Consider the following 635-nt stretch of genomic DNA (forward strand, 5'->3'; position numbering starts at 1 on the left):
ATCGGGAACCCACCAAACCTCGGAGGGGGCGTCCAGCCATCTTCTGACCAGCCGGCCATCACCAGACAAGCCGGCGGCGGAGATACGATCGCGTCTTGCTTTCGAAACGGAAGACGTCCGGCGAGAGTGGGCTGGTAAGACTTGAAGTCTTCGAGCATACTGTCTGTCTCTCAACGGTCGTCACAGGTTCCATTGCGGGTCGAGCTCCACACCGGCGTCGACCAGGATCGACTCGATCCACGCGAGCGCGGGTCGACGCTCGACCTCCGGCCAGAAGCGCTGGTTGGAATAGTCGGTCAGGCAGCGCGTGCAGCTCGTGACGCAGTCCGGGTTCTCGCACTTGAGGATCGCCCGCGCCGAGAGCAGGAGATCGCGCGCGAGGTAGCCATCCTCGTTCGTGAGCCGAGTCGCGTAGCCGGCACCTCCGGATACGGAGTCATAGAGCACGACGACGAGGCGGCCGTCGAGTCTCTGGATCAGGGCGCGCAGATCCCTTGGGTCTGTCTCGAGCAGATCGGCGGCGCCCAGCCTTAGGGCCTCCTGGAGTGTCCTGTCGAGTTTGGCGTCAGGGGGAATGGTATCGCCGTCCGGAGTGCGCGGCACGCCTTCGAACAGGAGGCCGCGGACGTCGGTTT

At 64.4% G+C, this 635-nt stretch carries 1 protein-coding gene; it reads right to left on the bottom strand.

The window, feature by feature from the left end; genetic code table 11:
* Positions 1-180: 180 nt before the first annotated feature.
* Positions 181-635 (bottom strand): DUF1998 domain-containing protein (locus tag ACFHWW_RS34055; protein WP_379943781.1); only part of this gene is annotated, 455 nt, incomplete at its 5' end.

It is taken from the genome of Sinorhizobium sp. P24N7 (assembly GCF_042436655.1).
Taxonomy (GTDB): domain Bacteria; phylum Pseudomonadota; class Alphaproteobacteria; order Rhizobiales; family Rhizobiaceae; genus Sinorhizobium; species Sinorhizobium meliloti_A.